30 protein-coding genes are annotated in these 26,432 nt (G+C 44.0%); 13 read left to right on the forward strand and 17 right to left on the reverse strand.

The window, feature by feature from the left end; genetic code table 11:
• Positions 1-5: 5 nt before the first annotated feature.
• The 4 genes from AC3WJC_RS02220 to AC3WJC_RS02235 all read right to left on the reverse strand — a co-directional run bounded on the left by AC3WJC_RS02220 (position 6) and on the right by AC3WJC_RS02235 (position 5,302).
• Positions 6-3,506 carry a family 43 glycosylhydrolase gene (locus AC3WJC_RS02220; protein ID WP_492397438.1) on the reverse strand — a complete coding sequence of 1,167 codons (3,501 nt, stop codon included), beginning with the start codon at positions 3,504-3,506 and terminating at the stop codon, positions 6-8.
• Between the two features lie 265 nt (positions 3,507-3,771).
• A complete protein-coding gene (locus AC3WJC_RS02225) occupies positions 3,772-4,014 on the reverse strand; it encodes a hypothetical protein (RefSeq protein ID WP_492397439.1) in 243 nt (80 codons plus the stop codon).
• Positions 4,015-4,059: 45 nt separating this feature from the next.
• The gene (locus tag AC3WJC_RS02230; RefSeq protein ID WP_492397440.1) at positions 4,060-4,671 is read right to left on the reverse strand and encodes a hypothetical protein; all 612 of its coding nucleotides are present in this window, start codon (positions 4,669-4,671) and stop codon (positions 4,060-4,062) included.
• Between the two features lie 10 nt (positions 4,672-4,681).
• A complete protein-coding gene (locus AC3WJC_RS02235) occupies positions 4,682-5,302 on the reverse strand; it encodes a hypothetical protein (RefSeq protein ID WP_492397441.1) in 621 nt (206 codons plus the stop codon).
• 160 nt (positions 5,303-5,462) lie between these two features.
• Between AC3WJC_RS02235 and rpsF the strand changes: the two genes are divergently transcribed.
• The 4 genes from rpsF (at position 5,463) to mtgA (ending at position 7,379) form a co-directional block, all read left to right on the forward strand.
• A complete protein-coding gene (gene rpsF / locus AC3WJC_RS02240) occupies positions 5,463-5,828 on the forward strand; it encodes a 30S ribosomal protein S6 (RefSeq protein ID WP_492397442.1) in 366 nt (121 codons plus the stop codon).
• Positions 5,828-6,091, forward strand: a complete 264-nt coding sequence (rpsR, locus tag AC3WJC_RS02245; RefSeq protein WP_067054791.1) for a 30S ribosomal protein S18 — start codon at positions 5,828-5,830, stop codon at positions 6,089-6,091. Before rpsF ends, rpsR begins: the two co-directional genes overlap by 1 nt.
• Before the next feature lie 15 nt (positions 6,092-6,106).
• Positions 6,107-6,550, forward strand: a complete 444-nt coding sequence (rplI, locus tag AC3WJC_RS02250; protein WP_492397443.1) for a 50S ribosomal protein L9 — start codon at positions 6,107-6,109, stop codon at positions 6,548-6,550.
• 118 nt (positions 6,551-6,668) lie between these two features.
• Positions 6,669-7,379 (forward strand): monofunctional biosynthetic peptidoglycan transglycosylase, encoded by a 711-nt coding sequence (gene mtgA, locus AC3WJC_RS02255; protein ID WP_492397444.1) that lies wholly within the window; start codon positions 6,669-6,671, stop codon positions 7,377-7,379.
• On the opposite strand, the gene AC3WJC_RS02260 is transcribed toward mtgA, so the two are convergent.
• Positions 7,376-7,849, reverse strand: a complete 474-nt coding sequence (locus tag AC3WJC_RS02260) for a hypothetical protein (protein WP_492397445.1) — start codon at positions 7,847-7,849, stop codon at positions 7,376-7,378. The genes mtgA and AC3WJC_RS02260 overlap by 4 nt on opposite strands.
• 151 nt (positions 7,850-8,000) lie before the next feature.
• Between AC3WJC_RS02260 and AC3WJC_RS02265 the strand changes: the two genes are divergently transcribed.
• Positions 8,001-8,426 (forward strand): hypothetical protein, encoded by a 426-nt coding sequence (locus AC3WJC_RS02265; RefSeq protein WP_492397446.1) that lies wholly within the window; start codon positions 8,001-8,003, stop codon positions 8,424-8,426.
• A complete protein-coding gene (locus AC3WJC_RS02270) occupies positions 8,423-9,400 on the forward strand; it encodes a wax synthase family protein (RefSeq protein ID WP_492397447.1) in 978 nt (325 codons plus the stop codon). The genes AC3WJC_RS02265 and AC3WJC_RS02270 overlap by 4 nt, the downstream gene beginning before the upstream one ends.
• Before the next feature lie 21 nt (positions 9,401-9,421).
• On the opposite strand, the gene AC3WJC_RS02275 is transcribed toward AC3WJC_RS02270, so the two are convergent.
• Together AC3WJC_RS02275 and AC3WJC_RS02280 are read right to left on the reverse strand one after the other, a co-directional pair.
• Positions 9,422-10,039 (reverse strand): DUF1801 domain-containing protein, encoded by a 618-nt coding sequence (locus AC3WJC_RS02275; protein WP_492397448.1) that lies wholly within the window; start codon positions 10,037-10,039, stop codon positions 9,422-9,424.
• A 124-nt stretch (positions 10,040-10,163) separates the two neighbouring features.
• The gene (locus AC3WJC_RS02280; protein ID WP_492397449.1) at positions 10,164-10,634 is read right to left on the reverse strand and encodes an ABC transporter ATPase; all 471 of its coding nucleotides are present in this window, start codon (positions 10,632-10,634) and stop codon (positions 10,164-10,166) included.
• A gap of 45 nt (positions 10,635-10,679) precedes the next feature.
• Between AC3WJC_RS02280 and AC3WJC_RS02285 the strand changes: the two genes are divergently transcribed.
• On the forward strand, positions 10,680-11,198 hold the full coding sequence (locus AC3WJC_RS02285) for a hypothetical protein (protein WP_492397450.1): 519 nt from the start codon (positions 10,680-10,682) through the stop codon (positions 11,196-11,198).
• Here the strand turns inward: AC3WJC_RS02285 and AC3WJC_RS02290 are convergent.
• The 3 genes from AC3WJC_RS02290 to AC3WJC_RS02300 form a co-directional block, all read right to left on the reverse strand.
• The gene (locus tag AC3WJC_RS02290; protein ID WP_492397451.1) at positions 11,173-13,554 is read right to left on the reverse strand and encodes an ATP-binding protein; all 2,382 of its coding nucleotides are present in this window, start codon (positions 13,552-13,554) and stop codon (positions 11,173-11,175) included. The genes AC3WJC_RS02285 and AC3WJC_RS02290 overlap by 26 nt on opposite strands.
• Before the next feature lie 84 nt (positions 13,555-13,638).
• Positions 13,639-14,007 (reverse strand): response regulator transcription factor, encoded by a 369-nt coding sequence (locus AC3WJC_RS02295; protein WP_492397452.1) that lies wholly within the window; start codon positions 14,005-14,007, stop codon positions 13,639-13,641.
• A gap of 128 nt (positions 14,008-14,135) precedes the next feature.
• Positions 14,136-14,705 carry a thymidine kinase gene (locus tag AC3WJC_RS02300; protein ID WP_492397453.1) on the reverse strand — a complete coding sequence of 190 codons (570 nt, stop codon included), beginning with the start codon at positions 14,703-14,705 and terminating at the stop codon, positions 14,136-14,138.
• Positions 14,706-14,779: 74 nt separating this feature from the next.
• Here AC3WJC_RS02300 and AC3WJC_RS02305 point away from each other — a divergent pair, with 74 nt between their 5' ends.
• The 4 genes from AC3WJC_RS02305 (at position 14,780) to AC3WJC_RS02320 (ending at position 17,772) form a co-directional block, all read left to right on the forward strand.
• The gene (locus tag AC3WJC_RS02305; protein ID WP_492397454.1) at positions 14,780-15,994 is read left to right on the forward strand and encodes a DUF8457 domain-containing protein; all 1,215 of its coding nucleotides are present in this window, start codon (positions 14,780-14,782) and stop codon (positions 15,992-15,994) included.
• Between the two features lie 46 nt (positions 15,995-16,040).
• On the forward strand, positions 16,041-16,799 hold the full coding sequence (locus tag AC3WJC_RS02310; RefSeq protein ID WP_492397455.1) for a hypothetical protein: 759 nt from the start codon (positions 16,041-16,043) through the stop codon (positions 16,797-16,799).
• 63 nt (positions 16,800-16,862) lie between these two features.
• Positions 16,863-17,246, forward strand: coding sequence for a hypothetical protein (locus AC3WJC_RS02315; RefSeq protein WP_492397456.1), 384 nt, complete (start codon positions 16,863-16,865; stop codon positions 17,244-17,246).
• A gap of 7 nt (positions 17,247-17,253) precedes the next feature.
• Positions 17,254-17,772 (forward strand): hypothetical protein, encoded by a 519-nt coding sequence (locus tag AC3WJC_RS02320; protein WP_492397457.1) that lies wholly within the window; start codon positions 17,254-17,256, stop codon positions 17,770-17,772.
• A 13-nt stretch (positions 17,773-17,785) separates the two neighbouring features.
• On the opposite strand, the gene rodA is transcribed toward AC3WJC_RS02320, so the two are convergent.
• The 6 genes from rodA to purH all read right to left on the reverse strand — a co-directional run bounded on the left by rodA (position 17,786) and on the right by purH (position 25,128).
• The gene (gene rodA, locus AC3WJC_RS02325) at positions 17,786-19,057 is read right to left on the reverse strand and encodes a rod shape-determining protein RodA (protein ID WP_492397458.1); all 1,272 of its coding nucleotides are present in this window, start codon (positions 19,055-19,057) and stop codon (positions 17,786-17,788) included.
• On the reverse strand, positions 19,044-21,041 hold the full coding sequence (mrdA, locus tag AC3WJC_RS02330) for a penicillin-binding protein 2 (protein ID WP_492397459.1): 1,998 nt from the start codon (positions 21,039-21,041) through the stop codon (positions 19,044-19,046). The genes rodA and mrdA overlap by 14 nt, the downstream gene beginning before the upstream one ends.
• A complete protein-coding gene (locus tag AC3WJC_RS02335; RefSeq protein WP_492397460.1) occupies positions 21,042-21,557 on the reverse strand; it encodes a rod shape-determining protein MreD in 516 nt (171 codons plus the stop codon).
• Positions 21,550-22,383, reverse strand: a complete 834-nt coding sequence (gene mreC / locus AC3WJC_RS02340; RefSeq protein WP_492397461.1) for a rod shape-determining protein MreC — start codon at positions 22,381-22,383, stop codon at positions 21,550-21,552. Before mreC ends, AC3WJC_RS02335 begins: the two co-directional genes overlap by 8 nt.
• A gap of 99 nt (positions 22,384-22,482) precedes the next feature.
• Positions 22,483-23,505 carry a rod shape-determining protein gene (locus AC3WJC_RS02345; RefSeq protein WP_194100907.1) on the reverse strand — a complete coding sequence of 341 codons (1,023 nt, stop codon included), beginning with the start codon at positions 23,503-23,505 and terminating at the stop codon, positions 22,483-22,485.
• A gap of 96 nt (positions 23,506-23,601) precedes the next feature.
• Positions 23,602-25,128 carry a bifunctional phosphoribosylaminoimidazolecarboxamide formyltransferase/IMP cyclohydrolase gene (gene purH, locus AC3WJC_RS02350; protein ID WP_492397462.1) on the reverse strand — a complete coding sequence of 509 codons (1,527 nt, stop codon included), beginning with the start codon at positions 25,126-25,128 and terminating at the stop codon, positions 23,602-23,604.
• A gap of 109 nt (positions 25,129-25,237) precedes the next feature.
• Here purH and AC3WJC_RS02355 point away from each other — a divergent pair, with 109 nt between their 5' ends.
• Together AC3WJC_RS02355 and AC3WJC_RS02360 are read left to right on the forward strand one after the other, a co-directional pair.
• Positions 25,238-25,486, forward strand: a complete 249-nt coding sequence (locus AC3WJC_RS02355; protein ID WP_492397463.1) for a hypothetical protein — start codon at positions 25,238-25,240, stop codon at positions 25,484-25,486.
• 11 nt (positions 25,487-25,497) lie between these two features.
• A complete protein-coding gene (locus AC3WJC_RS02360) occupies positions 25,498-25,782 on the forward strand; it encodes a type II toxin-antitoxin system RelE/ParE family toxin (protein WP_492397464.1) in 285 nt (94 codons plus the stop codon).
• A 26-nt stretch (positions 25,783-25,808) separates the two neighbouring features.
• Here AC3WJC_RS02360 and purN read toward each other — a convergent pair whose 3' ends face one another.
• Positions 25,809-26,387: a phosphoribosylglycinamide formyltransferase gene (purN, locus tag AC3WJC_RS02365; protein WP_492397465.1), complete on the reverse strand. Its 579-nt coding sequence runs from the start codon at positions 26,385-26,387 to the stop codon at positions 25,809-25,811.
• Positions 26,388-26,432: the final 45 nt, after the last annotated feature.

The following is a 26,432-nucleotide window of genomic DNA, read 5'->3' on the forward strand; positions in this document are numbered from 1 at the left end:
GGGTTTTACCTGGCAGTTGTTGTTTTAGGCTGTACCAGTTTAAAGTATTTAAACCTGCCATAAGCACAGCGCCCACCGTAAATGGCCTGGTACAAACCGATCTGTAGCGGTTTGCCATCCAGGTCAGGGCGCAGTACCGGGCTGCTGGGCAGGTTATTCCAACGCTTACCATCTTTACTGCCGCGCAGGTAAAACAGGTTGCCGCTGCGCTGGATCTGCAAGTGCGGGTAAAAATCAAATCCCGATTGGTTATTGCTTTGCATCCGGTTACCATTTTGCAGGTTGGTAACCAGGTTGCCCACACTCCATGCGGTAAAAATGCCGTTCTGTACTAATTCCTCGGTTTTGCCTGAGCTATCTGTCGCCAGCCTAACCATAATACCCGCTTCGTTTGATCCTGATACTTTTTTCTCACGCAAGCCGCTTACATCAGTAACCTGCGTTTCGGCAACAAAATCGCCGGTTATGGCTTTGTAGACGAACGGGCCATAAGGTTTGTTGCCATCCCATTTCGAGTCGGTTGATGATAACTGTAAGCCGCCGGTATCAACGGCTATTTGATCAGCCGTTTGCTGGCTGCCTTTGCCGATGAAATCCGCCCAAACCGTGCCTTTTGTGCCGGTGGTTAAATAGTTGTGCGGCTTGTTAAAATCATCGCGCAGCGTGATAAAGTTTTTGGCCGATGTAGTTACCTTGAACGCTTTGGTACTTGCGGATATATTGCCCGCTGCATCGCGCGTTTTTAAGGTGTAGCTGTAACTGGTGTTGGGCTGCAGGCCATCGTTCACAAAATAGGGTTCGTCCGTCCACCCGCTTGAGCGCCCACCGGCATGGCCTGATGTTTCGGTAAAGTAATATTGCCTGCCGCTGTTGCCGGTGGTATCGGCCTGCATGGCAATCATGTCCGGACTTAGCGCTGTCGCGATTTGAGCCATCAATGGCGCTTTGGATAGTGCCTTTAATTTATTTTGCCATGCTGTGCTAAGCGATTGCAGTTCGTTATCACTAAGTGTTTCGTTGAATATAATTAGTTCGGCAATGCTATTAACAGGGACACGCTTGCCATTTATATCTATATCGGATGAAAGGGTATATCCATCATTATTTTTAGTAAGGGGAGAACCAGCGGCAACCTCTTTACCATCCAGAAATGATTTAGCATTGCTGACATTTACCGCAGTGGTGAGGTAATGCCATCCTTCAACGCCCTTTATTTCTCCGTAAATTGCCATACCCAACGTGTAGTTTGGCAAAAGTTGCCCGGTTTTTAGGTGGATGCTTTTAATGTTTGCAACAGCCATCCGTCCGGCTACATCTTTAACTTCAAGGTCAGCATTCCCGGAGAATTGCCCGCCCGCGGCACCTTCATTTACCCATTGGTTGAGTTGGCCATAATTTAGTTTAGACGCGTCGAAGTAGTAGCCGATAGGCTCTTTAGTAACAGCAGATGCCAAGGCTGTTACCGCCGAATCCATAAGGGCATGGTCATACACCTGCAAAGCTGATATCGCCCCGCTAAACCCGGTACGGCTATCATCCAACCCACCGATTAGCATGTTTTTGGCCGGGCGTAAAAAAAGCATCTTGCTTTCGCTGTTATCCGGCTTGCCATCAATAAATATTTTTTCGATGCTGCCATTAAAGGTAACGGCTATGTGGTGCCATTTAGCTGCTTCGGGCATATTTGTATAAGCGATATCGCCCCAGCCCCAGTGCTGCACCGCGCCAAAATCCTTACTGCTGCCGTAACCGAATATGGCGTTGCGCAGATCATAATCACCATTGGTCCAGGTAAGATAAGGTTCTTCCGGCTGGATGGCCGGGTTACAGATCCAGGCAGATGCGGTATAGCTGCTGTTGCCGGTTAATGATAAGGGTACCTTAAAATCAGATGCCAGTCGTTCACTCCCGGTAAATACCAGCGCTTTGCGACCGGCTACCATGTCTGCTACCGGGGCGTTGCTTCCCGTGGTAAAGCTGCCACCCTGTTTGCCCTGGTTTGCCCACTGTTTAACCGCTTCGCCCGGCATCAGTTTATCAGCATTCACATCTACTAATAAACCTTGATGCTGCACATCTGGTTGTTTGGCTGAGGCTAAGATGTCGCTTTCAGGCAGCGCGAGATCGGTGCCATAAATCTTTACATTCCATATCGATTTGTACAGGCCGGGGTATTCGGTGTTATTAATGGTGATCCGGATGTATCGGGCTTTAACATTCGCTTTATCAACCATGGGGCTGCCATGTTGCAGGTTATTAGTTCTATCGGCAAAGGTTTGCCATTGTTTGCCATCGGCAGAGTATTCAATTAAATATTGATAATACCAGGTAGGATATTCAAACTGGGTGAGTACGGTTTTCACCGTTTGGGTTTTACCCAGATCAATCTGTAACCAGGCGGGAGATTGATTATCGCCTGATTTCCATAGGGTGCCGTTGTTGTTATCGAGGGCAAATTCCGGCTTAAAATCATCACTGTAAAATGAAGAGGCAGTAACCGGTTTTTGGCAGGCCAGGTCAGTAGCCGTGATGGTATTTTTAGCCAAAAAGCCGATGCCAATATGTGTCGGAATTACCTTTTCAATATTGCCGTCCTTATCAAACACCAGTTTATCCGCACATACCTGCCGGTGAAAGCCGCCGCCCGAATGCGGGTTGTTATGCCGGTGGTAAACCATATAATACTCGCCATTAACCTCAATAACAGATTGATGGCCCGGCCCGTGCACCGTACCATCGGCATTGGTGCTCAATATCGGGTTGTTTTTACCAAAAGAGAAAGGCCCCATCGGCCCTTTTTTACTGGTTACATATTGCACCCGGTAAGTTTCGTTTTCGCAATAACCGGAAGAATAGGTGAGGTAATAAATGCCCTTGCGTTTGAACATGAACGGCGCTTCAAAAAAATCTTTAGCGATGGTGTTCGGTACCTTGTCCAGTACCGAAAAGGTTTTCATATCGGCATTAAGTCTGCCAACGCCCGCACCACTGTTGGGGTATATGCCCCAGGTACCCCAGTGCATGTAAAACTGCCCGTCGTCATCCCTGAAGGTTTGCCCGTCCAGCGTGATTACATTGGGTACCATTAAGTTTGATACGATGGATTTATTGTCCGCGTTCAATGGTGTCCAGGGGCCAACAGGGGTATTACTCCATGCTCCAAAAATTTCAACCGGCTGGCAGTAGTACATGTAATATTTACCATCATTACCCAAAGTAACATCGGGCGCCCAAATGAATTTGGTGGAGGGCCAGTTCATGTCGTGCATGGTCCAGTTCACAAAATCCTTTGATGTCCATACCTGCGACGGGCCATGGCCGCCGCCATTGCCATCGGTAGTGGCGTAAATGTAATAGGTGTCGCCAAATTTTTTAACGGTCGGGTCGGCAAAGTAGCCGGGGATGATCGGGTTGCCGTTACCTGGCCGCTGCGCGGCATTAGGCTGCGCGAATAATGGATAACCAAATAACATCAGTATCAGCAACAGGCAGGCGCTACGCGGCATATATAAATCAAGCTAAGTTTAAACCGACCAATGTAGTTAATGAGGCAGGCAGTTTTGTTGCTTAAATTAGCTGTTAGTAGCCGTTAATTAACCTTAATACCTCACCCCGGCCCTCTCCGGAGGAGAGGGGGTTAAGTTTGGTTACCTATTGGTACTCATGAAATTCTCCCGTCGGTATTTGCTGGTTATCGACCCTGATCTGCCTGCGGTTATGTCATTACTTTATGCCTGTTGCTAATTTATTACATCGTGGCGCAATGCTGTTCTATTGCAGGTCATCATCCGGCAGGTGGTCATCGTCGTCCTCATCAATTTCATCCCAGTCGTTCTCCTGGCGTATACGGCTTAGGTCGGTTTCTGTGGCCATTACGTCATCAAAGTCCTCATCTTCTTCATCATCCCAATCGCCTTCCAGGTCATCATCTTCGCCGGGAGTAAATAACAGGGTGTTAATAATGATGCCGGTAAGCGGCAGTGTATTTTCGTTGTTATATGGCTGTATTCGCATGTTTTTTGTCTGTACTACAAACATGCAAAATTGCTATCTAATATTTTAAAGTACTTCAATACCTTTTATTTCTTTTACTTTATAATAACCTTTTGCCGCGGGCAGGTAAACTTCCTTCTCCTGCCAGGTTATTGATAGTTTTTTGCCTGTTGGCAAGGAGCCCGGATTCATAAATTTTTCAGAATCAGGGAATTGCTCAAGCCAGATAAATGATTTTTCGCCACCTTTCTCTGTTATCACAATATAATTGAAGCCTTTATTATCTATACGTTTAAATATGCCGGTAGTTTTTTGTTGCGGAACTTCATGGTCATCATCAGCCATTAGCACAGCGAGCTTCATAAAAGAGCCGCATTTTTGCAACATCAGGTTCTTGCCGATCATCTCACCTAAAGCATTACTGGCCTCGGTGTTGGTAAATTCAACACCTTCCTCTTCTGCAACGTCAATTAACTGATCGGCATGGCTCGTAAAGCAATCCATAAAAGCTTTATTGGCTTGCTGGCTGTTTGTTATTTTGGAGTAATCAAGTTTAGTAAGGCAATTGCACAAGGAGTCAAGCATGTTTTGTTGTTTTGGCCCGATCTTTTTTTGAGCCCTGGCATTACCGGCTGTTATTAGCAATGCAAATAAGGGTAGTAATAATAAGTATCTCACAATTGTATTTTTATTTGATTGAAATGCCTGTTATCTCTTTTACTTTATAATATCCTTTTGCGGCCGGCAGGTAAACTTCCACATCAATCCAATTCAAGGATATTTTTTTACCCACAAGTGCTGATGCAGGCTTCATTAACTCTTCTGACCCGGGGAACTGTTTGTACCAGATAAATGATTTTTCACTTCCGTTTTCACTTAATACAACATAATAAAAGCCCTTCACGTCAAAGCGTTTAAATACACCGGTTGTTATTCCACCTGATATTTGGTCTTTAGCTACCTTATCGGCAAGTAAAGCAGATAGTTTTATAAAGCCTTCACATTTTTGCTTCATCAGGTTCTGTGCTATTTCAACACCAAGTGATTTCATCTGTTCGAGATTGTTCATCTCATAGCCCTTCTCTTCGGCTACTTTTTGGAGTAATTGTAAATGCTGCCCAATGCAGCCGGTATATTCTTGTACGGCTTGTTGCTTGGTATTTATCTTACTCATATCAAGCCTTGCAACGCTGTTGCAGATACTATCAGTAAGTATGCGTTGGGTTTCGCTTGGGGGTGTGGTTTGTGCAGATGCCGTAAAGGCGAAGGCTGTTATTATTAACAGTAACAGGGGTAAAATTCTTTTCATTATGATTTTAGTTCAGGTTGTAATATTACTTACTAATACGGCAAATATAATCTTTAGTATGATAACTGATTATTAACATATTGAATATTTGACCAATTAAAAAAAACTTATTACTTTTGCAGCCCCGTTAATAGCGGGTAAATAACAAAATAACAAACAAATGCAACAGTACGAAACCGTAGTAATTCTTACCCCGTTGCTGTCAGAAGAAGTAGCGAAAGAGGCGATTGCCAAATTCACGAAGATCTTAACTGACGGCGGAGCCGAAATTGTCCAGGAGGATAATTGGGGTTTGAAAAAATTAGCGTACCCTATTCAAAAGAAAACAACAGGGTATTATCACTTAACTGAATACAAGGCTCCGGGTGATTTAATCAATAAATTGGAAATTGAATTCAGGCGTGATGAGCGCATTATGCGTTTTCTAACCATTGCATTGGACAAACATGCCATTGCTTACAACGAGAAGAAACGTAGCGGTGCTTTCAACCAAAAGAAAACTAAAACAGAGGAGGCAGCAGGCTAATGGCAAACGATCAGATTAAATACGTTACCGCTCCAAAGGTGGAGGATAACCGTAAAAAATACTGCCGCTTTAAAAAGAACGGTATCAAGTATATTGATTACAAGGATGCTAACTTCCTTTTAAAGTTTATTAACGATCAGGGTAAAGTATTACCTCGCCGTTTAACAGGTACTTCATTAAAGTTTCAGCGTAAAGTTGCCCAGGCTGTTAAGCGTGCGCGCCACATCGGTTTGTTACCGTACGTTACAGATTCATTAAAATAATCAGGAGGTAGAGTAATGGAACTTATTTTAAAACAAGATGTAAAAAACCTTGGCGATAAAGACGACGTAGTAAGCGTTAAGCCGGGTTATGGCCGTAACTACCTTATCCCAAAGGGTTATGCTATATTAGCAACTGTATCTGCACGTAAGGTTTTAGCTGAAAACCTGAAACAGGCACAGTTTAAACAAGAAAAAATACGCAAAGATGCTGACGCGATTGCTGCAAGGTTGGAAAGTGTAAAACTTACCATCGGTGCTAAAGCAGGCGAAACCGGTAAAATTTTCGGTGCCATCAACACTATCCAAATTGCTGATGCATTGAAAAAAGAAGGTTTTGAAGTTGACCGTCGTCGTATCACTTTCGATCAGGAGCCTAAAGTGATTGGCGAATACATAGCCAATGTTAACCTGCACAAAGAGGTTAAAGTTAAAGTTCCTTTTGAAGTAGTAGCTGAATAAGTACCCCACCCAACCCTCCCCTAAAGGAGAGGGCTTTTAAAGGGATACTTAATAAATTGATACATAAAGGGTGTTTGGTATTTTACCGGGCACCCTTTGTTTTGTAATTTGCTTTTTTATGAAGCGTAAACGGATAGTTAAAAATAGTATTGTACGGCTACTGTTGCGGGTAGTTAAGCTGGCACTGATATTTTTTGTGGGGGCAAGCCTGTTTGGTGTGCTGCTGTTCAAATTCATCAATCCGCCATTTACCTGGCTGATGATCGAGCGTGGCTTTGAACGTAAAGCCGCCGGCAAGGAATGGAAGATGGATAAGGACTGGAAGGACTTTGACGAGATCTCCGACAATATGAAGCGTGCCGCCGTGGCTGCCGAAGATCAGTTGTTTTTAGAGCATCATGGCTTTGATTTTCATGCCATTGAAAATGCCATCAATAAAAACATGCACAGCAAAAAGCTGATGGGCGGTAGTACCATTACCCAGCAAACCGCCAAAAATGTGTTTTTATGGCAAGGCCGTTCGTTATTACGCAAAGGGCTCGAAGCCTGGTTTACTATATTAATAGAAGCCTTTTGGAGTAAGGAGCGCATAATGGAGGTTTACCTCAACGTAATTGAAATGGGCGATGGCATTTACGGTGCCGAAGCTGCCGCGCAGGCTTACTTTAACAAACCGGCATCAAAACTCACCCAAAGGCAGGCAGCGGCTATAGCCTCCATATTTCCAAGTCCGCTGAAATGGTCAGCCACCAAGCCGAGCAGGTATGTGAGGCACCGCCAGTTTCTGATCCGTAAAAACATGCGCAGGCTGGGGCCGTTGAGTTTTTAAGCAGTAAGCACCTGTTTAAATTGATTGATGGCCTTGTTGCGAGCTATAATATACAAGCCATGTATAAACAGCCGGAAGGCTACGGCACCAAATATCAGCAGCAAAAAGGGAAAGGGTGAAAATACATAGGCCGATTTAAAGAATTCCGGCAGAATGGCTGCCGGAGTAACCACTACCATCCATATCACCAGCAGCCAAATAAATATCCGTTGCGTGCGTGTTTCAATATCAATATGTGTATTGTTTTTGCCATTGCCCCTGGCTAACTGCCCCTGCAAAATACAGGCAAAGCCAAGGGTTGCTGACGATGTTATATTAAACCCTTTATCTTCTATTGTTCCGGTAAAAGTCTTTCCAGCTTTTTCATGCGTACGGTTCTTCTTTTCAACCGTATTTGCCGCAAGCCTTTTCTTTACATCGGCTATGGATAGATCAGAGGTAAAGTGAAAAGTATTTCGTCCGAATGCCATGTGCGAAAGTACAGTTTTTTGTAATGTTTGATAAATGCCACCAGGTTTATTTACGACTTAGTTTAAGTAAGTTGATTTATATTATATTTTCAATATAAATTGAAAGTTCTGATATTTTGTTATATTTGTATATAATTTTAAACCATAAGCCATGTATATAAACATTCAAAACGTAGTATTTGTAGCCGGTATGGCGCAGATAGGCATTGCAATAGGTAGCGTTACTATACCCTTTATACTTAAATGGCGGCAGGAGTTGTTAAAAGTTCAGCCCTTAATAGCACAGATATTCTGGGTCTACGCTGTGTATATTTTAACCATGAATCTATCTTTTGGCCTTTTATCGGTATTTGCCGCTAATGATTTGGTGAACGGCTCAAAGTTGGCCCTGTTGGTTACGGGTTTTATATGCGTGTATTGGGTATCAAGGGTGTCTATCCAGTTTTTTTATTTTAAGCGGGAGCATTTTCCGGTAAGTAAGTGGCATACAGCGGGTGAAACGCTGTTGGTTACCTTGTTTATATTTTTAAGTATAACTTATGGCTGGGCATTTTACCATAATTACACCCAGCTATGATAAGGGAATTAACCTATCAGCATATACTGTATTTTATATTGCTGAACCTGGGTATCATTATATCAGGCTATTTAATTATCAAAAATAAATTGGTTTGGCCGGCATGGTTATTATCCGTGCTGAGTGTAGTATTGATCAATTTTATTTTTGATGCCGAACATCCGCTCATGCGTATGCTGGGTTTAATAGCAACCACCTTTACCGGTATGAAGGTTATTACTGTTACCGAAACTTATAGAGACAAGCCATTGGGGCTAACTTTTTACCAGTGGGTGTTATTCGTCGTGGGTTGGGCAGGCATGCGGCCACAGCCATTTGAAACCCTTGGGCAGGCAGCGTTACCCAACGCCCGGCCATTCATCAGGTTTGGATCGAGCCGGATCTTATTCGGGGGAGCCGCTATTTTTTTCGCCCATCAGTTAGCGAAGCTTGGCCTGAATTTGCCGTGGGTATACGTGCTCACCAACGCATTGCTGCTTGTTGGGCTTAGCTTGATATTGCATTTTGGTTTATTGAATATCAGTGCCGGTATGTGGCGGTTGCAAGGCGCTAACACTTATGCCTTATTCAGGCAACCGGCAGCAGCAAAAAGCCTGACAGAATTTTGGAGCAAACGTTGGAATTTAGCCTTTAGTGAGATGACCGCCATTACCATATTCAGGCCCTTAAAGACAAAAGTAGGGGCCAATACAGCCTTAATTTTAGCCTTTGCATTCTCCGGCTTACTGCATGAACTTGCTTTGAGCCTCCCCGTAAAAGGTGGTTACGGCTTGCCCATGCTTTACTTTTTTATCCAGGCCATATTAATCTCCATCGAAAAGGTATTGACCAGTAACGGCTTTAATCTATCTAAGAATACCATAGTGTGCAAAGTGTGGCTGTTTATTGGTTTAGTTGCACCTATGCCACTGCTTTTTCACCAGGCGTTTATTAAGCAAGTGGTATGGCCGCTTGTCAATCTGTCTGTTCTGTGATCCACCGTAATGTGATGGCTATTATTTATACTTCCAGTTACGTTGCTTGCCCTCGCTTATCCATTCCATAGCTTGCTCTAAACGTTTTTGCAGGGTAGCTTCAGTTTTGGCTTCGGTAAACCAGGTGATATATTCTTTCTTGGCCGACGCGCTAAACTTGTCGAACACGGACATAGCCTGCGGATTTTTAATAAGCAATTCTATAAAATAGGATGGTGTTTCAACTGGGGTGGGGGCTTTGGCTAATACAGCTTTTTTGGCTGCCGGTTTCTTTACCTCATGCGCGTTAATGGTGATCATTTCGGCGATATATTCAACCAGTATTTCATCAGCCGGAAGATCGGCCAGGCTGGTTATTTTGCCAAAGCTACCCGCGCCGCTGCCTTCCTCTTCCTGTAGCACTTCGTGCGGATCGCTTAAACGGCTGCTTTTCCAGAAACCAAAAGCGCAGTGGTTTTTAAACGCGGCTATGTAACAAACCGGGCCATTAAATTCAAAAAAGGGCATTCCCCATTTAGTGGTTTCATTAATACCGGGCTCTGTGCGATGGATCAGGTCGCGCAAGTGCAGCAATATGGGTTTGGCAAAATCGGCAGCTTTATCAATATAGGTATCAGTGCGAGGATCGTAATTACTCATTGGTCAATCGTCATTAGGTGTTGGTCATTTTTATTCACTATATAAAAGTAATAAATAGATAGTTAAAGCATAATAATAGTAACACAACCTCTAACTAATGACTAAGCTCTAATGACCACTCCAATCACGCAAACACCCTTGCATGCCAGCTTTCTTTAAATGGTACTTCCCACTTGGTGTTTAGCTCGTCAAGGTTTTTGGCCAAGTTGTTAAACACGATGGTATCAGGTGTAACAATGCCTTTTTGTATCAGATCCTCAAATTCAGTACGGTTGGCTGATAATATGTCGTCGCCGCTGCGGTAAGCCATATTAAAGCGGTCGAAGAGGTTAATATTGTATTGTTGCTCCAACTGTTGCATAAAACGCACCGATTTATCAATTGAGCACCCGCTGGCACCGGCTTGTTCTTCATCCACTATCAATATCAAGAAACGGTTATAACGCACTTCGGCCGTGGCTTTTAGCTGGTTATTATGGGCTGTCCAAATGTTAGTAAATTCATTTAAACTTTTTTGTATGTCAATCGTTTCAAGTGCAGATAATTGTCTGTTCGACTGGTATATCCACACTCTTAAATTTTCTAAAAACTGCATGTGCAAAGTTATTAATTGTTAAATTAGATAAGGGATTTTGTTGTCATGTTAAAACCACATCTAACCCGCCCTGTAAAGTATATATTTACCGTGCTGCTTATGCTGGCAAGCCATGTAAATTATGGTTTTAAGGCTGATGCATCCGAACTTAAAATGCTGGGCTGGAGCAACCGTTGCTTAACCCAATGTTTTGACAGCGACGCATTGGGCAAGTTAAAAAAGTGGGAAGTGGTACTTACCGCTGATGCCTTTATCCGCATGAGGCGCACTTATCAAAACGGTAAGCAGGAATATTTTTCATTCCAGTTACAGCGCCTTAATGATATGGACTACCTGGGTACGGTAACCAACGGAACGATTAAACTGCGCACGGATAATGATGATATCATCGTGCAAACCTATAACGACTGTAAGGGCGGCGATGTTGACAGCATGGCATCCGTATTGGCTATTCCCGTAAAAAATATGGAGCCCGAAAAGCTGGACAGCCTGCGTAATGTGCTGCTCTATTTTAAAAAGCGGAATTTGCAGGCTCCGCTTAATTTAACGGCAGCTCAAAACTAAAGGTAGCACCCTGCCCGGCTTCGCTATCAACCCAAATGCGGCCCTTGTGGTATCTTACAATTTCGGCACACAGGTAAAGCCCGATGCCAAAACCTGATATGGTTTTTGTATGCGCGGTATTTACCCGGTAAAAACGATCAAAGAGCCTGTCAATATCAGCAGCTTTTATGCCGATGCCCTCATCCTTAACAGATACCTTTACATGATCGAGGGTTTTGCTGCATGTAATTTCAATGGTGCTGCCGCGGGGCGAGTATTTGGTAGCATTGCTGATCAGGTTATTAAGCACCTGGCCAATTTTTTCGCGGTCGGCATTTATTTCGATAAGGCTTTGCTCATCAAAAGTAACTTGGTGCGAGTCCATGGTGATGGTGGCTTCTTCAACCGCCTCTTTAATCAAAGTGTTCAGGCTAAACGGTTCAATGTCCAGGTGTATTCTGCCCGATTCAAGCCGCGCTACATCCAAAAAGCCCTTGATAAGGGTATTCATTTTATTTACCTGCAACAGTGATTTATCAAGTGCGCCGCCGGTGAAGTTATCTTCGGATTTCGTGGCCTTGGCCTGTAATACCTGTATGTATGCTTTTAATGAGGTGAGCGGCGTTTTAAGTTCATGGCTAACCATGGCTATAAAATCATTCTTACGTTGCTCGTCTTCCTTTTTATCAGTGATATCCAGCACAATACCAACAAAGCGTACCGGTACATCGTGGTCATTAAAAAATACCTTGCCCTTGGCACTTACCCAACGCAGTTTTTTATCTTCAAAGCCGATGGTGCGGTACTCAATATCATAATTGCCGTTGCTTGCCGCCTTGTTAAAGGAGTGGTTAATAACTTCCGTTACCCGCGCACGGTCATCCGGGTGTAAACCCAGCAAAAAATCATACTCGTAGGTTACCGGGTTATTATGCGATACGCCGAACAGCGTACGGCAGCGTTCGTCCCAGTTAAGCGTGTCTTTAATTACATCCATATCAAAGGTACCCAGTAGCGCGGCCTCAACAGCCATCCGGTTACGTTCCTGCTCGTGCAGCATTTGCTTGCGTGCCTCAACCCTGTCGGTAATATTGTTTACCGTAGCCAGTATAGCTTCTACTTTGCCATTGGCATCAAATAAAGGATCGTAACTAAAATCAAGATGATATTGTACTATTGATCCATCGGGCATGGCCACATCAGCCGTGGTTTCATCCATGCCAAAGGACTGCCCTGTATCAAACACATTTTGCAGCATATCCGGAAAAGGCTGCCCGGTAAGTTCCGGAAAGATCTCGAGCAGGCGTTTACCGAGCACCTCATCGGTACCCCGGTTCCAGATGGTGAGCATATTTTCATTAGCGATCTCGATAATTAACTGCCGCCCCTTCAAAATGGTCATGCCGATAGGGGAGGTCATTACCATGCGGTTGAGGCGGTGCTCGCTGTGCTCAACGCGACGGCGCGCGTTTATCTGGTCGGTAACCTCAGTAGCTACCACAATAATGCTTACGGTATTGCCATGGGCATCTTTAAGTGGTTGGTAAACAAAATTAAAGTATGAATCTTCAAGAATACCGTTACGCACCAGGGATGCTTTTACCTCGCTGCCAACAAATGCCTCGCCGCTGGTATAAACATCATCCAGTATCTGTAAAAATGGCTGCCCCTGAAGTTCGGGCAAGGCAATGTGCAGCGGCTCACCAATTATTTCTGGCCCTTTGCCCCATACTTCAAGGATGAATGAATTGGCGGTATCTATAATAAGTTCGCGTTTATCAAGCACGGCTATGGCAACCGGCGCCTGGTTTACCATTTCCCTGAACCAGGCCTCGCTTTCGCTTAGCGACTGGTTTAAAACCCGCAGGTTATCATACGATTCTTTTAGTTCTTCATTTGTAGCCATCAACTCCTCATTTGAGGAGGAGAGTTCTTCGTTTATGGCGGCAAGCTCTTCGTTCAGGTCTTTTTCGCGCAGTTTGCCTTTTTGTATCTCTTGCTGGCCAAGCACCCTTTGGGTAACATCAAAAGCCGTATGCAATATGCAGCGCATCTCTCCAGATGGATGTTTAACAGCACGATATTCAAAATCAAAATAACTACCTTTCAGCGAACCATCTATCTCTAACTCAGCATAGGCATCCGTATCGGTATAGGTAGTTCCGGATAGCCAGACATTGCGTAAGATATCTAAAAAAGGCTGCCCGCGCAGTTCGGGTATAGCCTCGATCATGGGTTTGCCTATTACAGAACTGTCTTTACCCCAAGCCTTGATCATGGCGTTGTTGGCAAACTCAATTATAATATCCTCAGAAGTATAAATTGCAGTAGCGTTGTCAGATAATGAGAGTATTTCCAGCAGTTGTTCGCTGTTCATCGGTCAATAGTAATGGTACGGTTAAATATATACATTTTACACCAGCTACGCTGATGTATCGGCCCGAATTAACCTAAAGCGCTATCAGGCAATAAATTTATTTACCATACTTACCAGCTCGCTCACATCAAAGGGTTTCATCAAAAAACCATCAGCCATGCCTGCTTCGGCAATTTCCTTTACATTGCTTACTGCTGATATGATAATTACCGGTATATGGCTTGTAGCCGGGTTGCTTTTAATATCCTTACTTAATTGCTGGCCGCTGGCATCGCTTTTCCACTCGGTAAGCCAGTTATCAAGCAATATAATATCGGGTTTTTCGGTATCAACTGATTTCAAAAGTTTTGAACTTGCCGAAGCAAGCACTTCAAAGCCCTCTTCTTCAAGTACATAAACAATAGTTTCGCGTATGTCGCGGTCGTCCTCAATCACAAATACCTTTTTAGCCATGGTTCAAAGCTGTAATACCTCAATTAATGTTAATACACGTTAAACATTACTCAACAATGTTTACGTAAAAACTTATAACAATTAATAGGGGGCTTTTTGTTTTAATAATCACTTACAAAACTATCGGCTTACTTAAAATAGCAATTGCGGCAGCGCGGCTCGTAATGGTCAGTTTCGCCAAGCAGTATTTTTTCTTCGTTTGATGCCAGACGATAGGAGTACAGGGCGGGGTTACCGCATTTTACACAAACCGCATGCAGCTTGGTAACTGATTCGGCCACGGCTATCAGCGCGGGGATAGGGCCAAAAGGGCGGCCCTTAAAATCCATATCCAAACCGGCTATAATTACACGTACGCCACGGTTAGCCAGTGTGTTGCACACCTCAACCAGGTCAGCATCAAAAAACTGTGCCTCATCAATAGCCACCACCTGTTCGTTATTATAAAAAAGCAAAATGGAGGCCGAGTTATCAATAGCTACACAAGGGAAACTTTGCATGTTATGCGATACTACGGCGTTGTCATCATACCGGGTATCTGTTTTGGGTTTAAATATTTGTACGCTGAGTTTGGCAATGCGTGCGCGGTTAAGCCGGCGCATCAATTCCTCGGTTTTACCCGAAAACATTGACCCGCAGATCACCTCAATACTACCCCCGGTTTCGTTCTTACGTTTGAATATTTCCTCGTTAAACACGCTTTTTGACAGTTAATTTGGAAACTAATATCAGTATTTAATGTTATTTTTGATAGATAATATTATAACAAGCTATGAAGCAACAGGATGTATTTAACAAGATAGGCGCCATATTAAATGAACTTACTGAACAATACGATTACCTGAAAAAAGACCCTTCACAACTTAATGAGCTTGAACTGGAGCTGTTTGTGGCTAACGCCCATTTTTTGATGGACCATGCCGATATTCTACGTAAAATAAACGCCCAGGCCGTTGCCTCAAAACCGGCTTTGCCACAACCCGAAACGTTTAAGGTAAACATAGAGCACCAGGTTGAAGTGCCAGAACCCCCGGTTTTTACCCTGCCTACTGACATAACCCCGGAAGCCAGTGTGCCCGCTTTTGAAAAGGTTGAGCAGCCCAAGGCTTATGAGTATTTGCCTGATACACCCGCGCCAGTAGAAGAACCTGGAATTACAGAACCTGTAGTTGGTGAGCCGGAGCCTGCTATAGAATGGGAAAATGAATCCGAACACGTTGAGCCTGAATTTGAAACACCGGTTGCGACTAAGCAAGCAGAGGTGCACGAGCAAAAGTTTTTTGAGCCGGTAGTGCAGCAGTTAAGGCCCGTGGTTACCAACGAACTGAAAGATACGCCGAAGCCTGTTGAATATACGGAAGAAGAGGAAGAGCCAACCCGCCCTGACGAACATACTACCATTGATGCCGATGGCACCATACGCCACGAACTGGTAATTGATGATACGGATGATGCTTGGGATGAAGAAGAACAGCCGGTTGAAGAGGAACCGGAACTGTTGGAGCAAAATGAGGTGATTGAGGTTGCTGCCATTGAGCCCGAGCCTGAAACACCGGTGTTTATACCTGAGCCACCCGCAAAACCGGTAACGGTAGAATTAGAGGCCGCAAAACCCGTAACTATAGAAACGCCGCCTGTTGTTATTACCCAAACGGTAGTAGCGGTTGATGATAAAAAGGATGACCAGGTGTTTACCATTAATCAACGGATATCGGTGCAAATGGCTGATAAGGGCACGCCGGTTGCCGCCCCTGTGAGCGACCTGAAAGCCGCCATTACGCTGAATGATAAGCTGCTTTACGTGCAGGATCTGTTTAACGGTTACAGCCTGGCCTATAGCGAAGCAATTGATATATTGAACCGCTTTACCAGCTTTGCCGAAGCCGAACGCTTTTTAACAACCAACTACGTTACTAAAAACAACTGGCAAAATAAACCCGCCACTGCTGACAAGTTTTACGCGCTGCTGAAAAGGCGTTATGTGTAAAGTTTTTTATTGTAGTTTAGGGTGTTTTAAGATAACCTAAACTGCAATGAAATTTAAAACGTACAGCGTCATAAGGAATGCTTTTCTAATCATGTTGGTATTTGTTATACAATCATGCGATCAACAAGAGATCATTGAAAAGTATACGCAGACCATACCTAACAGCAACATAGTTATATCCATTATAAGTTATGACTTTGGCGGAATACCCCCCGCAGGTATTCAGGAGTCTTTGATAATTGCTGATTCAAACGAAACAATAGATTTAGAGAATTCTTTTTCTTTAGGAACATTTATAAAGCGGCCTACCTCATCTAATATTGAGATGGTAGATTTATCTAACAATGATTTATCTGATAAGGACAGTTTATTATTAACGCCTCTAAGTACAGACATTAAGAAGATTGGTGATATTCAATTAAAAATAACAACCTATCGCAAAACATTCGGAGCGCCACTTGAGCTTCACGGACGAGACTATAACTTTGTTGACGTTTCGGAAACCGCCGATAGTTTAATATTTACAGATATAGAAGATGATGGTGTAAAGGTAAAACCCGGTAGGCAAGCTTTTTTAAAGGGTAATATCAAGGTTGTTGAGCGGGATGATAAATCAATTGAGTATATTTCGATCAAGGAGTTTGTTATTAAAAGAGGAGATGTTTACTATCCTAAGTCGCCGTTCGAGATTGTTCATAATCGGCCTATAATAGGAAACGTATCTTACTTTTTGCATCCCAAGAAACGCATATATGCGAATAGACTTTCCAACAACGGCATTTTTAAAAAAGCAGAAATTAAGTAGTTTTCAAATGCCTTTTTTCGTAAAATAGTATCGCATAAATATTCCCAAACCCATAACAAAATAATGAAAAACATCGCCCTGTTTTTATTCGGAATTATCACCATTGTACTGATCGGCTGCAGCGGATCAGACACTTACCGGGGTAAGTGGAAAGGTATGAGTCCTGTCGGTGATAAAGTACAGATCACCTTTGAGCCTAAAAAGTTTACAGTTACTGATAGCACCAATAAACCTAAAACATATAACTATACGCAAAATTCCGTGAGCACGAAAAACGGGGTTGAAACGTATGGCATAAAGTTAGACGATGGACGGGGCTATCAAATTCATTTTCCGGTTGCAAGTGATGAAAGTATTGGGCTGATTATGGCCGAAAACGGTAATATTCTATACTCCATAAGCCGTAAGGATTATATTAAAAGCGAGGATATTTATAGCTTGAAGTAAGTTTTGCATGCCCTTCCCTTTTGATGTAATTTATGATCGGCGTTTAAAGTCAGTAATTACCGACAATAACACGGAGAGTGTATTAGGTTACATTAAGAAGAGCATACTTGAAGATAAAGCCGATAACATAGCTGTAGATGATATCACGGTTAGTTACAATGGGTCAACATCTAACTGGAGAGGATCGCTGTATGGCAGTGTTGACAGTGGCAAGTTCAGCTTGATTTACAAGTACAATGCCTGGTATCTCCATTACCAGATCAACTTGAGGCAACTTTTTATTGTCTCATCATTAATGTCATTATTCATTGCCGGCTTTATGTTTTTTAATGATGGGCCCTGGTGGTTTGGTATTATAGCGTTTTTATGGTTGTGCGGTGCTAACTGGGTTATTAGTTATTTACGGCACGCTAATGTTGCAACAAATATTGCAAACGGGATTGACAAGCTAACATCAGGCAAAGCAGATGAACCTGAACCTGAAGTTGAGGATAAAATGACCGGTAAACTCAAAAGCTGGTTTTAATAAATAGGCTGATTTAATAAGTATACCCTGTTCTGTTTGAATCCAGCTTCAGCAAAATAAACAGCAGCGCAGTAAAGCTTATTAAGGATGAACCGCCGTAACTGATAAATGGCAGCGGTATACCGATAACGGGCATTATACCGATGGTCATGGCGATATTGATCACCACGTGGAAGAAGATAATAGAAGCCACCCCATAACCATATATGCGCGAAAAGGCCATGTGCTGCCGCTCAGCTATATGGATGATGCGCAGCAGCAGGAACAGGTACAGCCCGATCACTACTAATGAGCCCACAAACCCCCATTCCTCGCCAACGGTACAAAAAATAAAGTCGGTACTTTGTTCAGGCACAAAGGAGTATTTGGTTTGCGTACCCTGCAAATAGCCCTTACCCCATAACTGCCCCGATCCGATAGCTATTTTTGATTGATTTACGTTGTAGCCAGCCCCGCGCGGGTCAAAGGTTATGCCCAACAGTTCGTCAATACGGGCGCGTTGGTGATCTTGCAGTACGTTGCTGTAAAGTGGTTTTACCGCTAACACAAAGCCCAGCGAGCCTATTATCCAAACCAGCAATCCAAATATGAACTTGCGGTTACGCAGGTTAAAAAACACCAGTAAAGCGCCTACTACCGCTATGCCGGCCACCATCAGCCATTGGTTTACCAGCAGCGAAAGGATAAAGAGCGTAATGGTTAGCCCGATCAGAATAAGAAAATAAGGCGATAAACCTTCGCGGTATAATACAAAAATCAACGAGCAAAATACCAGAGTCGATCCGGTATCGGGCTGCAGCATAATCAGTGCCATTGGTAACAGGATGATCCCTGCCGATATAAAAAATGATTCGGTATCGGTAATTTTAATATTAGTGCCGCTCAGGTATTTGGCCAGTACCAATACGGTAGCCAGTTTAGCAAACTCCGACGGCTGTAGCCGGAAGCCGCCGCCAAGCGGTATCCAGGCCTGGTTGCCACCCACGTTACGGCCGATAACCAGTACCAATATGAGAAGGAGCACCGTAACAATATAAATAGGCGGTGCCAGCGCGCTGAAAAAGCGGTAATCAAGCAGTAAAATGATCATGGCCATTACCAGCGACACCATGATGAAGATGAATTGCTTGCCATAGTTGGTGCTTAGGTCAACCATGCTGCGGTGGTCTTCATCATAAACAGCGGCGTGTATATTAAACCAGCCTATGGTACACAGGCACAGGTAAAGCAGTATGGTTATCCAGTCAATATTCTGAAAAAAGCCGCGTTCATTACTGCTCATCATTCCTCCTTGCTATGGGTTGGTTGGCATAATAAACCGCCGGTGTCTGCTTTTTGGCTTTGCGCTTGGCCGCCTTTAAAACAGGCTGTGGTTTGCCGGCTGTATCAGGTTTACCTTTTTTCAGGCTGTCTGCTTTAGTGGGTTTGGCATCCTTTACCTTGCTGCCTTTTGGCGGGGGCAAAAGGTTAGCGTTCACAATATATTCAACCTGAGCCTTTGGCTTAGTGATGGTATCGCGCAAATATTGTTCAACCATGTAGCTGGCAATAGGTGCCGCCCATGATGAACCGAAACCGGCATTTTCTACAACCACGGCAATAGCTATCTTGGGTGTATCCCTTGGCGCGAAAGCCACAAAGATAGAGTGGTTTTTACCATGCGGATTTTGCACTGTACCTGTTTTACCGCACATCACAATACCCGGTATACGCGCGGCCGCGGCCGTGCCATGCTCAACCACCTGTTGCATGCCGTCTATCACCGGTTCAAAATATTGCTCGTCAACGCCAACGTAATTGCGTTCAGTGTATTCTTTTTTAGTGATATCCTTATCACCAATTGCCTTAATCAGATGCGGGCGATAATAATAGCCGCGGTTGGCAATAGTGCACTCAATGTTTGCCAATTGCAAGGGCGTGGCTAACAACTCACCCTGGCCAATAGCCAATGATATAATAGAGCTTGAACGCCAGCGGTTTTCACCGAATATCTTGTCGTAACGCTCTGGGGCGGGTACGTTGCCTTTCTTTTCGTTGGGTAGGTCAACATCCAGCCTTACACCAAAACCAAACTTGTTCACCTTGGCTTTCCAGTCTATAAATGTCTGGCGGGTACGCTTGGCACCGTTCCGGCTGATCAGCCTGTCGAACACGTTACAAAAATAAGTATTGCATGACATGGCTATCGCCTTGCGCAAATCGGTAACGCCGTCAAAGTGTTCGCAACCCACACGGTGGTTGCCGGCCATATAATAGTGCGGGCAAAAAAAGGTGGTTTGGGGATTGATAATGCCTTCCTGCAAGGCAATCAAACCATCCAGAGGTTTAAATGATGAGCCAGGGGGATAGTAGGCCTGTATCGGGCGTATCAGCAACGGATTGTACGGATCCTGGTACATGCGTGCCATATTATTGCCACGCTCACGGCCTACCATCATGTTAGGGTCGTAAGTAGGGCTGCTCACAAAAGCCAGTATCTCGCCGGTTGATGGCTCAATGGCCACAATGCTGCCCACCTTATTGCGCATCAGCTTTTCGCCGAGTTTCTGAATATCTATATCTAATGATGATATGAGCCTTTCGCCCGCGACAGCGGCGGTGTCATAAGCGCCATTGGCATAACTGCCTTTAGGTACATTGCGCGAATCAACCAGTTCATTAATTACGCCGCGCTGGCCACGCAACACATCCTCATAAGCTTTTTCAACACCGGTTACGCCAATATAGTCGCCAAGGCGGTAATAGCCTGCTGATTTTTCAATATCCTTATCGCGTACCTCACCCGTGTAGCCTAAAAATTGCGCGGCAACTGAATCGGGATAACGGCGTACCGAACGTGGCAGGCCATAAAAACCCGGAAAATCAGAAAGGCGCTCCTGTAGCGAGCGGTACAGGGCAACCGACATTTGCTTTTCAAACGGCGAGGCCAGGTATAATGAGTAGCTTTTGGCTTTATCGAATCTTTTACGGAAACCTGCCATATCTATCCCCAGCAGTTTGCAAAACTCAACGGTATCAAAAGGTTGAACCTGTTTAGGCACCACCATCAAATCATACACCGGTTCGTTTTGTACTAAGATATGGCCATTACGGTCAAGTATAGGCCCGCGGGCAGGGAAAAGCACCTTACGGCGCAATACGTTTTTATTAGCGAAATACAGGTAGCGGTCATCAACAATCTGTATATAAAATAAACGGCCGAGCAGTATAACCATAAAGGTTATAAATATGGCCGCTACTACATACCTGCGCTCAAAAAAATTATTCATTTACGCCCTTTTCTTCCTAAAAAATAATAAACCTGTAATTAACATCAAAAATACGGTAAATACAGAACTCAATAAAAAGCGGCTTAGTGTGTACTCCAACTCCGATAACCTGAAAACTTCGAGATTGAATAACAGGAAATGATGTACAAATGTAAGGATCACCGAATAGGTAAAAAACCATCTGAAACCCATATTGCTCAATGTAGGTTCAGGCTCGTTATCAAAGCCATCTTTTTGTACCGTTATGCTGATGAACAACACCCGTACCAGGGCAAGTAATACCGTAGCGGCGGCGTGTAATCCGGGTGTATCATAAAAAGCATCAATGCTTAAACCCATTAAAAAAGCTAATGGAAAAAGCAGGATGTTAGGAATTTCAAACGGTAGCAGCATCACGAACAGGATGTACGGGTAGGGCGTAGATAGGTCATAAACCGTGACATTTTTTAACAGAAATGCCTGGATAAATACCAGCACCACAAAGCGAATGAAGTTTGCAAATATTACCCTACTCATCTGATTTCTGTAGGGCCTCCAGTCCCTGCTGCTCCTGCGCGAATTTATTGTTGATCACGTAAACGTATTCCAGCTTACTAAAATCAACTGATAGCTTAACTTCCATATTAAGAAAGAACCCGCCTGCTTTTGGTTTAAGGTTACTTACCCGGCCCAACTGTACCCCGATAGGGAAAAGCGAATGCTGATCGGTAACCACGGTATCGCCAAGGTGAGGTTGCGCGCTGTTGGCTACATCATATAGCAAGCCTTTGTGCGGGTCCATATCCTCGGCCCACATAAACGAGCCGCCCTCTTTTGATTTTGCTAGCATGGCGCTTATGCGTGTATCCTTATGCAACAGCGAACGCACTACCGAAAAATGGGGCGAAGCCTGCATAACAATGCCTACAACACCGCCATCGGCAATTACACCCATGCCTTTGGCGATACCGTTAAGGCTGCCTTTGTTAAGGGTGATATAATTCATGCGTTTATTTACCGAGTTGTTAATTACCCGTGCCTCAATATAGCTGTACTGTTGTTTATAAACCGTATCTGTTATTTTTTTATGACCCGCTGTATCTACATATAACGATGACAGTAACTGGTTGCGCAGCAGGGCATTCTCATGCGCCAGGCTATCGTTGATCTCTTTGAGTTTAAGATAGTCGTTCACATTACTGATGTTGCGGTACAAATTACCTGTAACCTCGTTACTGGTATTGATGAATGATGCCCGCTGAAAATTATTATAATTGAGAAAAATAAACAGGGCGATACCCTCAAATATCAGGAACAAAAAAAATGCGCTATACTTAGTGATAAATATCAGCAGGTTACGCATTCTTTATTGGGATTTGAGATATTAGAAATGAGATGTGAGATATATAATGTTCGACAGGATTATCTCAAGTCTAACATCTCATATCTCACATCTTAACAATTATTGCATTAAAAACTTAAAGTTGCCTATGTTTTTAAGGGCGGTGCCGGTACCGCGTACTACAGCACGCAGCGGATCTTCGGCAACGTGAACCGGCAGCTTGGTTTTAGCAGCCACACGCTTGTCTAAACCGCGCAGTAAAGCGCCGCCACCGGTAAGGTAAATACCGGTTTGGTAAATATCGGCCGAAAGCTCGGGAGGCGTGATCTCCAGCGCTTTTAAAATAGCTTCTTCAATTTTTGATATCGACTTGTCAAGGCAATGCGCGATTTCTGTGTAGGATACCATGATCTGTTTAGGGACACCGGTCATCAGGTCACGGCCTTGTACGGCGAAGTCGCCCGGAGGGTCGGTCAGTTCAGGCAATGCCGCGCCAACCTCTATCTTGATCTTTTCGGCAGTACGCTCACCGATCATAATGTTGTGCTGACGGCGGATGTACTGTACAATATCGGCATCAAAATTATCACCGGCTACGCGGATAGACTGATCACAAACGATACCTGAAAGGGCGATAACCGCGATCTCAGTAGTACCACCACCGATATCGATGATCATGTTACCCATAGGCTCCTCTACGTCAATACCGATACCTACGGCGGCTGCCATTGGCTCGTGTATCAGGTAAACCTCTTTGGCACCGGCACGCTCGGCTGATTGATGTACGGCACGTTTCTCCACTTCGGTAATGCCCGACGGGATACAGATAACCATACGCAGCGACGGGAAAAACCAGCCTTTGCCTGAGTTGATCATCTTGATCATGCCGCGTATCATGTACTCGGCAGCGTCAAAGTCGGCAATTACACCATCTTTTAGCGGACGGATGGTACGTATATTATCATGGGTTTTGCCCTCCATTTGCATGGCCTGGCGCCCAATGGCTATCACCTTATTGGTTTTACGGTCAAAAGCTACTATTGATGGTTCATCAACAACAACTTTATCATTATGTATAATCAGCGTATTTGCTGTACCTAAATCTATGGCGATCTCTTGGGTAAAAAAGTTAAACAGGCCCATTTGCTATATGCTTCAAATAATTTGCGGGTTATAAAACTACACTATTTTAGTTGTACTTTATAGCGTCAAATTACGGTGATTATTGTGTTACGTTAATTAATGTTTGAAATGGCGTACACCTGTGGTAACCATTGCAATGTCTTTTTGGTTAGCCATGTCTATCGAGTCCTGATCTTTTATTGAGCCACCCGGTTGCAGCACCGCTGTAATACCTGCTTCGGCCGCCAGTTCCACACAATCCGGGAAGGGGAAAAAGGCATCTGATGCCATTACCGCGCCGTTTAAATCAAAGCCAAAGCCGTTTGCTTTAAGCACCGCCTGCCTCAGCGAATCAACCCTTGAGGTTTGGCCTACGCCGCTGGCCATCAACTGGTTATTTTTGGCGAAAACGATGGTGTTTGATTTGGTGTGCTTTACAATTTTATTGGCAAAGTACAGGTCTTTCAATTCCTGCTCGGTTGGCTTACGGTTGGTAACCGCGTTCATTTGTTCAGGGCCTTCAATAACGGCATCCTTATCCTGCTCAATTACACCGTTTAATAAAGTTTTAAACTGTTTAACAGGTAGCTCGGTACGCTGGCGAACCAATATAATGCGATTCTTTTTTGATTGCAGTATGCTTACAGCTTCATCCGTATAAGCAGGCGCTATCAATACTTCATAAAATATCTTGCTGATCTCTTCGGCTGTGGCCGCGTCAATCTCGGCGTTAGCAATAATAACACCACCAAAGGCCGATACCGGATCGCAGGCCAGGGCATCAATCCACGCTTCTTTAATAAACGAGCGGGTAGCTACGCCACAGGCATTGGTATGTTTTAGGATGGCGATAGTAGGTTCGGTAAATTCATCTATCAGGGCAACGGCGGCATCCACATCAACCAGGTTGTTGTACGATAGCTCTTTGCCATGCAGTTTGGTGAACATGGCATCAAGGTTGCCATAAAAAGTACCGTGCTGATGCGGGTTTTCACCGTAACGCAATACCTGGCTGCTTTGTATGCTTTGTTTGAATACCGGCAGCGGATCTTCCTCGTTAAAGTAATTGAAGATAGCGGTATCGTAGTGTGATGATATGTTGAACGCGTTACGGGCGAAAGCACGGCGCTGATCAATGTTGGTTTGTCCGTCCTGTGTTTTCAGGATGTTCTCTAAGGTACCGTAATCATCTTTGGAGGCAACGATAACCACATCCTTGAAGTTTTTAGCCGCGGCGCGGATGAGCGAGATACCACCGATATCGATCTTCTCAATCACGTCTTCCTGTCCGGCGCCTGATTGTACGGTTTCTTCAAACGGGTACAGGTCAACAATCACCAGGTCAAGCTGCGGTATTTGGTACTGAGCCAATTGCTGTTCGTCGCTTTCAAAGCTGCGGCGGGCTAAAATGCCCCCGAATACTTTGGGGTGAAGGGTTTTTACACGGCCACCCAGGATGGATGGGTAGGAGGTAAGCTCTTCAACAGCTACTACATCAACACCAAGGTTACGAATAAAAGTTTCGGTACCGCCGGTTGAATAAATGGTTACGCCAAGCCTGTTCAACTCGTGGATGATAGGCTCAAGATTATCCTTGTAATAAACTGAAATTAAAGCGTTTTTTATTTGAACGGGATTGCTCATGTACTACTGCGAATTTTAAGCCGCAAAGGTAGTGATTACCAGCCTTAATTAGGTTATCCGGTTAAACAAAAATTAAATCAGTATTAAAAAGTTTTAGTAATTTAGTAGTATGACTACGGTAATCATAAAATCTGATTCGGAAACCAAAACCGATCTGCTGATAAAACTGGCTAAAGAACTGGGTTTGGAAGCTGAAATGCAGTCTGATTTTGTTGAACTTGATGCAAAAGCCTTAGCCTTTGGCATTGGTCGCCCTGCAACCAATGCAGAGTGGGAGCATTATTTTGAGAAGCACAAGGATGAAAAATTCATTGATATTGATGAGGCTTTTTCAAAATATTCAGACGACGATAAATAGGTATTAGCGTTTTGAAAACAATAATTTCTGAAAGAGCTCTAAATGCTATTGATAGCATCGCAAAGTTTGTTGAATCACAAAATACAAAAGGAAGTGGTGCCCGTTACGCCCTAAAGTTTAAAGAAGCAATTAAAAAGTTAGCTGTACCAAACGTGCAATATACTTTATGCAATCACAAAATATTTTTGGAAAGCGATTATTCCTGCTCTCATTTTAATGATTGGGTAATTGCTTTTAAAATAGATGGCAACAGATTAGTTGTGTATGAAATAGTGCATGGCTCATTACTGGCCTAAATACTCACTATTCCCCTATTCACCAATCAGCTCTTCATCTTCTTCAACAAATTTTCAACCACGCGGGGAAAGTGGTGATGTTCCAGTTGCTGGCCTTTGAATTTTACGATCTCGAGGGTATCGCCCGGTTCAATTTTAAAGCGGGATTGGTGGATTACCTCGCCCTCGTCAAATTGCTCGTTTACAAAGTGGATGGTAATGCCCGATTCTTCTTCGCCTGCGGCCAGGATGGCTTTGTGTACATTGTCGCCATACATACCTTTGCCGCCGTATTTGGGCAGCAGGGCAGGGTGCAGGTTAATGATCTTATTAGGGAACGCTTTTAATAATGATTGCGGCACCAGCCACAAAAAGCCGGCTAATACTATAATATCAACATTAAGGTTTTTAAGCAGGCGGATCACCTCATCGCTCTCATAAAACTCGTGGCGGTTAAATACATGCGAGGGGATCTCAAAATTATCGGCACGCTGTAAAACGTAAGCCTGCGGATTGTTGGTGAGTATAATGGCCACTTCGGCATCACTGTGCCGTTTAAAGTGCTCCATTATTTTTTGAGCATTTGAACCGGATCCGGAGGCGAAAATAGCTATACGTTTTTTCAAGTGCGGTGTATTTTGGTGCTACAATATGGTCAAATATAAAATATT

Source organism: Mucilaginibacter sp. FW306-07-L, from assembly GCF_058782065.1.

Coding starts and splice junctions, on each gene's coding strand:
- AC3WJC_RS02220 (WP_492397438.1), bottom strand. CDS start 3,506: ATGCCGCGTAGCGCCTGCCTGTTGCTGATACTGATGTTATTTGGTTAT.
- AC3WJC_RS02225 (WP_492397439.1), bottom strand. CDS start 4,014: ATGCGAATACAGCCATATAACAACGAAAATACACTGCCGCTTACCGGC.
- AC3WJC_RS02235 (WP_492397441.1), bottom strand. CDS start 5,302: ATGAAAAGAATTTTACCCCTGTTACTGTTAATAATAACAGCCTTCGCC.
- rpsF (WP_492397442.1), top strand. CDS start 5,463: ATGCAACAGTACGAAACCGTAGTAATTCTTACCCCGTTGCTGTCAGAA.
- rpsR (WP_067054791.1), top strand. CDS start 5,828: ATGGCAAACGATCAGATTAAATACGTTACCGCTCCAAAGGTGGAGGAT.
- rplI (WP_492397443.1), top strand. CDS start 6,107: ATGGAACTTATTTTAAAACAAGATGTAAAAAACCTTGGCGATAAAGAC.
- mtgA (WP_492397444.1), top strand. CDS start 6,669: ATGAAGCGTAAACGGATAGTTAAAAATAGTATTGTACGGCTACTGTTG.
- AC3WJC_RS02260 (WP_492397445.1), bottom strand. CDS start 7,849: ATGGCATTCGGACGAAATACTTTTCACTTTACCTCTGATCTATCCATA.
- AC3WJC_RS02265 (WP_492397446.1), top strand. CDS start 8,001: ATGTATATAAACATTCAAAACGTAGTATTTGTAGCCGGTATGGCGCAG.
- AC3WJC_RS02270 (WP_492397447.1), top strand. CDS start 8,423: ATGATAAGGGAATTAACCTATCAGCATATACTGTATTTTATATTGCTG.
- AC3WJC_RS02275 (WP_492397448.1), bottom strand. CDS start 10,039: ATGAGTAATTACGATCCTCGCACTGATACCTATATTGATAAAGCTGCC.
- AC3WJC_RS02280 (WP_492397449.1), bottom strand. CDS start 10,634: ATGCAGTTTTTAGAAAATTTAAGAGTGTGGATATACCAGTCGAACAGA.
- AC3WJC_RS02285 (WP_492397450.1), top strand. CDS start 10,680: ATGTTAAAACCACATCTAACCCGCCCTGTAAAGTATATATTTACCGTG.
- AC3WJC_RS02290 (WP_492397451.1), bottom strand. CDS start 13,554: ATGAACAGCGAACAACTGCTGGAAATACTCTCATTATCTGACAACGCT.
- AC3WJC_RS02295 (WP_492397452.1), bottom strand. CDS start 14,007: ATGGCTAAAAAGGTATTTGTGATTGAGGACGACCGCGACATACGCGAA.
- AC3WJC_RS02305 (WP_492397454.1), top strand. CDS start 14,780: ATGAAGCAACAGGATGTATTTAACAAGATAGGCGCCATATTAAATGAA.
- AC3WJC_RS02310 (WP_492397455.1), top strand. CDS start 16,041: ATGAAATTTAAAACGTACAGCGTCATAAGGAATGCTTTTCTAATCATG.
- AC3WJC_RS02315 (WP_492397456.1), top strand. CDS start 16,863: ATGAAAAACATCGCCCTGTTTTTATTCGGAATTATCACCATTGTACTG.
- AC3WJC_RS02320 (WP_492397457.1), top strand. CDS start 17,254: ATGCCCTTCCCTTTTGATGTAATTTATGATCGGCGTTTAAAGTCAGTA.
- rodA (WP_492397458.1), bottom strand. CDS start 19,057: ATGATGAGCAGTAATGAACGCGGCTTTTTTCAGAATATTGACTGGATA.
- mrdA (WP_492397459.1), bottom strand. CDS start 21,041: ATGAATAATTTTTTTGAGCGCAGGTATGTAGTAGCGGCCATATTTATA.
- AC3WJC_RS02335 (WP_492397460.1), bottom strand. CDS start 21,557: ATGAGTAGGGTAATATTTGCAAACTTCATTCGCTTTGTGGTGCTGGTA.
- mreC (WP_492397461.1), bottom strand. CDS start 22,383: ATGCGTAACCTGCTGATATTTATCACTAAGTATAGCGCATTTTTTTTG.
- AC3WJC_RS02345 (WP_194100907.1), bottom strand. CDS start 23,505: ATGGGCCTGTTTAACTTTTTTACCCAAGAGATCGCCATAGATTTAGGT.
- purH (WP_492397462.1), bottom strand. CDS start 25,128: ATGAGCAATCCCGTTCAAATAAAAAACGCTTTAATTTCAGTTTATTAC.
- AC3WJC_RS02355 (WP_492397463.1), top strand. CDS start 25,238: ATGACTACGGTAATCATAAAATCTGATTCGGAAACCAAAACCGATCTG.